This window comes from Belnapia moabensis DSM 16746 (assembly GCF_000745835.1).
Classification (GTDB): Bacteria; Pseudomonadota; Alphaproteobacteria; order Acetobacterales; family Acetobacteraceae; genus Belnapia; species Belnapia moabensis.
This window is the reverse complement of the sequence record NZ_JQKB01000152.1, coordinates 1-6946: the sequence shown is the minus strand read 5'-3', so window position 1 is coordinate 6946 and position 6946 is coordinate 1. Positions and strand designations below refer to the sequence as shown.

Below are 6946 nucleotides of genomic sequence, written 5' to 3'. Positions count from 1 at the left end.
CAATGGTCCGACCTGGCCATCCTCCGCACCACGCCCGCGCTGTTCGCCCTGTTCTCACTCGTGACGCTGTGGGCCAACCAACTCGCCGCCGAGCGTGGACCGCTGGTCGAGTGTGTGCGCTGGTACCGCAAGTCGCTACCAACCTTCAGCGACGCTCTCGTGCTGGTGCGCCGCGAGCTCTGGCGCGCGCAGTTTTCTGCTACCTCGCCGCTGGCCGGGACAGCACAGAATGTCTCAGCCGATCTCATCGAGCGATTGCTGCTCATCGTCTGCCGCCCGCCATGATGGCACGCGAGCGTCACGGCACGTGCAAAGCCAAGCTTACAACCCCGGCCTCATAACCGGAAGAGAAAATGCCGCACAGGTTGATAAGGGAGACAGTCTGCTTCGTCTCGACTTCCGATTGCACAGCAAGCGGAAAGTCGAGCTGAGAACTACCTAAGAAGCCTTTCGGTATTCCTACCGTTCGTGCTCGAGCATGTGCTCGAGATAGCGCCCATATCCGCTCTTGCCGAGCGGCTTGGCGATCTTCAGCAGTTGCTCGTCGGTAATGAAGCCCTTGCGCCAGGCGATCTCCTCTGGCGAAGCGACCTTCTGCCCCGTCCGCTTTTCGATCGCCCGGACGAACTCGCCGGCTTCGAGCATGCTGTCATGCGTGCCGGTATCGAGCCAGGCATAGCCCCGCCCGAGCCGCGCCACGCGCAGGCTGCCCTCGTCGAGATAGACGCGGTTGAGATCGGTGATCTCAAGTTCCCCACGCGCCGAGGGCTTGAGCGAGCGCGCGATCGCGGGCGCCCGCCCGTCATAGAAATAGAGTCCCGTCACCGCCCAATCCGACTTCGGCGCCGCCGGCTTCTCCTCGATCGACAGCGCCCGCCCCTCGGCATCGAATTCGACGACGCCGTAGCGCTCCGGATCCGACACGCGATAGGCGAAGACCGCCGCACCATGCGCCGCCTGCGCCTCGGCCATCCGCAGATCAAGCTCGTGGCCATGGAAGATATTGTCGCCCAGCACCAACGCCGAGGGCTCGCCTGCGAGGAATTCCTCCGCCAGCACCAGTGCCATGGCGATGCCGTTCGGCTTCTCCTGCACCTGGTAGACCAGGCGGATGCCCCACTGGCTGCCATCGCCCAGCAGCCGCTCGAAGAGCGGCATGTCATGCGGCGTCGAGATCACCATGATCTCGCGGATGCCGGCCAGCATCAGCACCGAGAGCGGGTAGTAGACCATAGGCTTGTCATAGACCGGCAGCAGCTGCTTCGAGACCGCCAGCGTCGCCGGATAGAGCCGGGTGCCGCTGCCGCCGGCCAGCACGATGCCCTTCATGGGGTGTTCTCCTTCAGCAGCGCATCCAGGCAACGCGCAAGACCTTGCCGCCAGTCGGCAGCCTGGATGCCAAGCCGCTCCGCCGCCCGCGTGCAGTCGAGCCGCGAATTCGCCGGTCGCGTCGCCCGGGTCGGGTAGTCGGCGGTGGTGATGGCCGTCAGCTTCGGCGCCTTCTGCCCACGCTCCGCGGCGCCCGCGAAGATCGCCTCGGCGAAGCCATGCCAGGTGGTGTAGGGCTGCCCGGTCAGGTGGAAGACGCCGAAGCACGGCTCCCCCGCCTTCGCCGCCACCAGCCTCGGCAGCAGCGCGATCGCCGCATCGGCCAGGTCGTCGGCGAAGGTCGGCGCGCCATGTTGGTCGGCGACGACCCGCATCTCCGGTCGCTCCCGCCCGAAGCGCAGCATCGTCTTGACGAAGTTGTTGCCATGCGCCGAGCAGACCCAGGCGGTGCGGAAGGTCACGCTGCGCGGCTGCGCCAGGTGCAGCAGCAGCTCCCCGGCCAGTTTCGAGGCGCCATAGGCCCCGACCGGCGCCGGCGCATCCGCCTCAGTGTAGGGGCTGTCCTTGACGCCGTCGAAGACATAGTCGGTCGAATAATGGATCACCGGCACGCCGGCCCGCGCCGCCGCCTCGCCGAGCAGCCGCGGTCCCGTCGCATTCACCGCGAAGGCGAGCGCCCGGTCATCCTCGGCGCGGTCGACCGCCGTGTAGGCCGCGGCGTTGATCACCGCCTCCGGCCGATGCTGCACGAAGGCAGCGGCGATCTGCGCCGCATCCGTCATGTCGAATTCCGGCGGCTCCAGCCCGACCGCCTTATGCCCTGCCGCCGGCAGCCGCGCCAGCAGCTCGGTTGAGACCTGGCCGGTACGGCCGATGACGAGGACGCGCATCAGCCTGCCTTCTCCGTCATGAGGCCCAGCCGCTCGCCGCTGTACTTCTTCTCGCGCAGCGGCCGCCACCACCACTCATTGGCGAGGTACCAATCGATCGTCGCCGCAATGCCGCTCTCGAAGCTCTGCTGCTGCCGCCAGCCGAGCTCCCGCTCGACCTTGCCGCAATCGATGGCGTAGCGCTGGTCATGTCCCGGCCGATCGGCAACGAAGCGGATCAGCCCCCGCCGCGGCGCGGCGCCCGGACGGCGCTCGTCCAGAAGGTCGCAGACGGTCTCGACCACGGCGAGGTTCCGCCGCTCCGCCCGCCCGCCGATGCAGTAGGTCTCGCCGACCCGACCATGCTCCACCACGGCGACCAACGCCCGCGCATGATCCTCGACATGCAGCCAGTCGCGGATGTTGCTGCCGTCGCCATAGACCGGCAGCGGCTTGCCCTCCAGCGCATTGAGGATGATGAGCGGGATCAGCTTCTCGGGGAAATGGTACGGGCCGTAGTTGTTCGAGCAGTTCGTCACCAGCACCGGCAGCCCGTAGGTCTCGTGCCAGGCCCGGACCAGATGGTCGGACGCCGCCTTGCTCGCTGAATAGGGAGAGCGCGGGTCATAAGCCGTGGTCTCGCTGAAGGCGCCGGTCTCGCCGAGCGAGCCGAAGACCTCGTCGGTCGAAATATGGTGGAAGCGGAAGCGGGCCCGTGCCTCGCCCTCCAGCCCGGCATGATAGCCGCGCGCCGCCTCCAGCATGGAAAAGGTGCCGTTGATATTGGTCTGGATGAAATCCGCTGCGCCCGTGATGGAGCGGTCGACATGGCTCTCGGCCGCCAGATGCATCACCGCATCCGGCCGGAACTCCGCCATCGCCGCGCGCATTCGCGCCGCGTCGCAGATATCCGCCTCAAGGAATTGGAAACCGTGCCGACCCTCGCAATCACGGATCGAGCGCCGATCGCCTGCATAGGTCAGCTTGTCGACCACGAGCACGGTCGCCCCACGCTCCAGCACCAGGAGCCGGGTAACGGCCGAGCCGATGAAGCCGGCCCCGCCGGTGACCAGGATACGCATACCGAAATCCCTTATTCGAAGGCCACCGGGATGTCGCGCAGCCGCGGCGCGCGGCGGTCCTTGTCGGAAAGCTGCACCGCATCGGCCGTGAAGGGCCAGGGCAGCGCGAGATCCGGATCGTTCCAGGCGATGCCGCGATCGCAGTCCGGGGCGTAGTAGTCGGTGACTTTGTAGGCCACCTCCGTCTCCGGCACGAGCGTGCAGAAGCCATGCGCGAAGCCGACCGGCACGTAGAGCTGATGCCCGTTCTCAGCCGTAAGCTCGGCTGCGACATATTGGCCGTAGGTCGGCGAGCGCCGGCGGATATCCACGGCTACATCGAGGATCGCGCCCCGCAACACCCGGACCAGCTTGGCCTGGCCATGCGGCGCCAATTGGAAGTGCAGCCCGCGCACCGTCCCCGCCTGCTCCGAGCGCGAGTGGTTGTCCTGCACGAAAACATCCGCGATGCCGATGGCCGCGAAGTCCCGCGCGCTGTAGCTCTCGACGAAGAAGCCACGATGGTCGCCGAAGCGGCGCGAGGCGACCAGCACCGGCCCCTCTATTGCAAACCGCGTCGCCGTTTGATTGCCGCTGGTTACCATGGAATGCGGGCTCTCCTGCCTGAGCGGTACCGGCACGGACGCGGCCTCCACATCTGCTGCGGCGCAACGAGGCGATGTATAGCACACGAAAACGCGATTGCAATCTTGGATTGCGGCATTCTGCAGAAATATCGTTGATTAAGACATCGGCAATAACCTCTGCAGCGCCAAATCGATCCAGACATATAGCAGTAAAAGACTAAGTGAGAACGAACCCCAGGCGACAAATTGGCCTAGAATTTACGTTGTGCTCAAGGAAATATTTTTGTTTTTTATAAAAACATTGTTGTTAGTACTTCATATTGGCAGGACCAAATTTCGATTTTTTTGTAACCGAACGGATTTCCTTTCAGGCCTGGGTCCGTCCCTCTCCTCCCAGAACACGCCCCGCCTCCGCGACTGCAAGAAAGATGTGGTACAGCGCGCTAGCTGGAATTAGGCCCGGCAACGGGCGCCCCTGCTCATCGACGCGATCCAGCCAACCCGCCGGGATCGGCTGGCGCAGGAAATGGCGGTCGAGCGCCGCCAGCGCCCGACGTGCCTGCTCCGCCGCCCCCGGGATGCCAAGTTCTTCCTCAGACAGCCAGGCCTTGGCCAGTTCCGTCTGTAGCCAGGTCCGCCGCGTGCCCCGGTGCACTCCGCCGCCGCGCAGCACCTCATCGACCAGCAACCCGTTGTCTGGCTCCACCCAGCGCATGGCGGCGTCCAGCAACACCTCCGCAACTGGGCTGCGAGGCAGCCCAGCCAGCGCCTCGTGCCGGCGCAGCAGCCAGACCCATTCGGCATGGTGCCCAGGCTCCAGGATGCGCCCCTCGATCCCCGGCGCCGGCGCCCAGTCGTCGGTGAAATACTCGCCCAGGCTCCCGGTCGCCGCATCGTAGAACCGCGTCTCGAACAGCGCCCGGTGCCGTGCCGCCCGCTCCGCCGCACCGGGAAATCCTGCCTCCATCAGCGCCAGCATCGCCTCGTACCAGTGCATCTGCGGGTTCTGCCGCCGCGGCAGGCTGGGTGGAATGCCCTCCAACAGGCTGCCATCAGCCGCCGTCATCTCCGCATCGACGAAATCGAGCACTGCCTCCAGCATTCTCCGAACCCTCGCCTCCCCGCTCGCCCGCAGCAGCCAAGCGAAGGCGAGCAAGAGGAAGGCATGGTCGTATGCGTCGCGCAGCGGGCTGACGACCCGCCCCTGCCGCGTGACGCTGTGGACGAAACCGCCCTTGCTATCCGGCGAATAGGCGGCCGCGACCAGCCGGTCATAAGCGCCGAGTGCCAGAGCCGTCCCGTCCGGATACCAGCCGATGACGGCCGCATGCGCGAAGACATAGATCTGCCGCGCCTGTACGCGCACCCGCAGCAACGCGTCGGTATCGGGCATACCGTTCGGCAGCAGTCGCTCTTGGAACAAGCCTGTTGCCGGATCGCGCCCATCGGCCGCCCAGAAGGGCAGCACGGTTCGCGTCATCCACTCAGCCAGCTTGCGTTCGATCATGAAATCTCGCGTTTGTGGATCGCGCCACGTTTCGCCCTGACAATGCCGCAGACAGGATGACGAGAATTCCAGCAGCCCACAACTCGCCTGCGTCCGACCGCCGCGGGACGCCTGCAACCGTAGCAGGCAGAAGATCATGATGCAGATTGATGACTGTCACTCTGCTTGCGCCACGCGAACCGAGAGGGGCAGTGCATAAGAACCGGATAGGCGAAGAAAACATTGACCGCCAGCACCATAAGACGGCATTACGCTCGCCGATACGGGTCCTTTGGACGGGAGTTTTTGCAATGCGCATTGCGGTCCTTGGTGCCGGCTATGTCGGCCTGGTCTCCGGCGCATGCTTTGCCGAGTTCGGCATTCAGGTCTGCATCGTCGACACCGATCCGGCGAAGGTGGAGGCGCTGCATTGCGGCGTGATCCCGATCTACGAGCCCGGCCTCGACAAGCTGGTGGTAGAGAATGTCGCCGATGGCCGGCTCAGCTTCACGACGAAGCTCGAAGAGGCGATGGAGGGCGCGGACTGCGTCTTCCTCGCCGTCGGCACGCCGTCCCGCCGCGGCGATGGCCATGCCGACCTGCAATATGTCTTCGCCGCCGCCGAGGGCGTGGCGCGGGCGGCAAAGAAGGACCTCGTCCTCGTCACCAAGTCCACGGTGCCGGTCGGGACGGGGAAGAAGATCAAGGAGATCGTGCAGCGGGTGCGGCCGGACCTGACGATCCATGTCGCCAGCAATCCGGAGTTCCTCCGCGAGGGCAACGCGATCGGCGACTTCATGCGCCCCGACCGCGTGGTGCTCGGCGCCGAGAGCGACGTGGCCTTCGCCACGCTGCGCCGGCTGTACCGGCCTCTGTATCTGATCGAGACGCCGATCGTCGCCACCAGCATCGAGACGGCGGAGCTGATCAAGTACGCGGCGAACGCCTTCCTCGCGACCAAGATCACCTTCATCAACGAGATCGCCGACCTCTGCGAGAAGGTGGGCGCCGACGTGCATGACGTGGCGCGCGGCATGGGTCTCGACGGGCGGATCGGGCGGAAGTTCCTCCACGCCGGCCCGGGCTACGGCGGCAGCTGTTTCCCGAAGGACACGCTGGCGCTGGCGATGACGGCGCGCGATGCCGGCGCGCCGGTGCGCCTCGTCGAGACGACGATCGCGGTGAACGACGCGCGGAAGGAGGCGATGGCGGACCGGATCATCGCGGCGCTGGGTGGCGATGTGGCGGGCAAGTCGATCGGCATCCTGGGCGTGACCTTCAAGCCCGAAACCGACGACATGCGCGACGCGCCGAGCCTCGTCATCCTGCCGAAGCTGGTGGCGGCCGGCGCCAAGGTAACGGTGCACGACCCGCAGCCGCACCAGGCGCGGCAGTCGCTGCCCGGCGCGGTGACCTTCGCGGCGACGCCGCTGGAGGCGGTGACGGGGGCGGATGCGGTGGCGCTGCTGACGGAGTGGAACGAGTACCGCTCGATGGCGCCGGAGCGGCTGCGCGATGCGATGCGGGGCCGGGTGGTGCTCGACCTGCGCAACGCCTGGGACCCGGAGGCCATGCGCGAGGCCGGCCTCGATTACTCCGGCATCGGCCGCCCGT

7 protein-coding genes are annotated in these 6946 nt (G+C 66.3%); 2 read left to right on the top strand and 5 right to left on the bottom strand.

Going from position 1 to position 6946, the window contains the following annotated elements:
- Positions 1-285 (top strand): hypothetical protein (locus EP26_RS36525; protein WP_043335212.1); only part of this gene is annotated, 285 nt, incomplete at its 5' end.
- Between the two features lie 174 nt (positions 286-459).
- On the opposite strand, the gene rfbA is transcribed toward EP26_RS36525, so the two are convergent.
- The 5 genes from rfbA to EP26_RS28860 form a co-directional block, all read right to left on the bottom strand.
- On the bottom strand, positions 460-1329 hold the full coding sequence (gene rfbA / locus EP26_RS28880; RefSeq protein ID WP_043344497.1) for a glucose-1-phosphate thymidylyltransferase RfbA: 870 nt from the start codon (positions 1327-1329) through the stop codon (positions 460-462).
- A complete protein-coding gene (rfbD, locus tag EP26_RS28875; RefSeq protein ID WP_043344495.1) occupies positions 1326-2219 on the bottom strand; it encodes a dTDP-4-dehydrorhamnose reductase in 894 nt (297 codons plus the stop codon). The genes rfbA and rfbD overlap by 4 nt, the downstream gene beginning before the upstream one ends.
- Positions 2219-3280, bottom strand: coding sequence for a dTDP-glucose 4,6-dehydratase (rfbB, locus tag EP26_RS28870; RefSeq protein WP_043344494.1), 1062 nt, complete (start codon positions 3278-3280; stop codon positions 2219-2221). The genes rfbD and rfbB overlap by 1 nt, the downstream gene beginning before the upstream one ends.
- Before the next feature lie 11 nt (positions 3281-3291).
- Positions 3292-3864 (bottom strand): dTDP-4-dehydrorhamnose 3,5-epimerase, encoded by a 573-nt coding sequence (gene rfbC, locus EP26_RS28865; RefSeq protein ID WP_043344492.1) that lies wholly within the window; start codon positions 3862-3864, stop codon positions 3292-3294.
- Positions 3865-4213: 349 nt separating this feature from the next.
- On the bottom strand, positions 4214-5353 hold the full coding sequence (locus EP26_RS28860; RefSeq protein ID WP_052389825.1) for an AGE family epimerase/isomerase: 1140 nt from the start codon (positions 5351-5353) through the stop codon (positions 4214-4216).
- A gap of 290 nt (positions 5354-5643) precedes the next feature.
- Between EP26_RS28860 and EP26_RS28855 the strand changes: the two genes are divergently transcribed.
- The coding region (locus EP26_RS28855) for a UDP-glucose dehydrogenase family protein (protein ID WP_043344184.1) at positions 5644-6946 on the top strand (1303 nt) is incomplete at its 3' end.

Coding starts and splice junctions, on each gene's coding strand:
- rfbA (WP_043344497.1), bottom strand. CDS start 1,329: ATGAAGGGCATCGTGCTGGCCGGCGGCAGCGGCACCCGGCTCTATCCG.
- rfbD (WP_043344495.1), bottom strand. CDS start 2,219: ATGCGCGTCCTCGTCATCGGCCGTACCGGCCAGGTCTCAACCGAGCTG.
- rfbB (WP_043344494.1), bottom strand. CDS start 3,280: ATGCGTATCCTGGTCACCGGCGGGGCCGGCTTCATCGGCTCGGCCGTT.
- rfbC (WP_043344492.1), bottom strand. CDS start 3,864: ATGGTAACCAGCGGCAATCAAACGGCGACGCGGTTTGCAATAGAGGGG.
- EP26_RS28860 (WP_052389825.1), bottom strand. CDS start 5,353: ATGATCGAACGCAAGCTGGCTGAGTGGATGACGCGAACCGTGCTGCCC.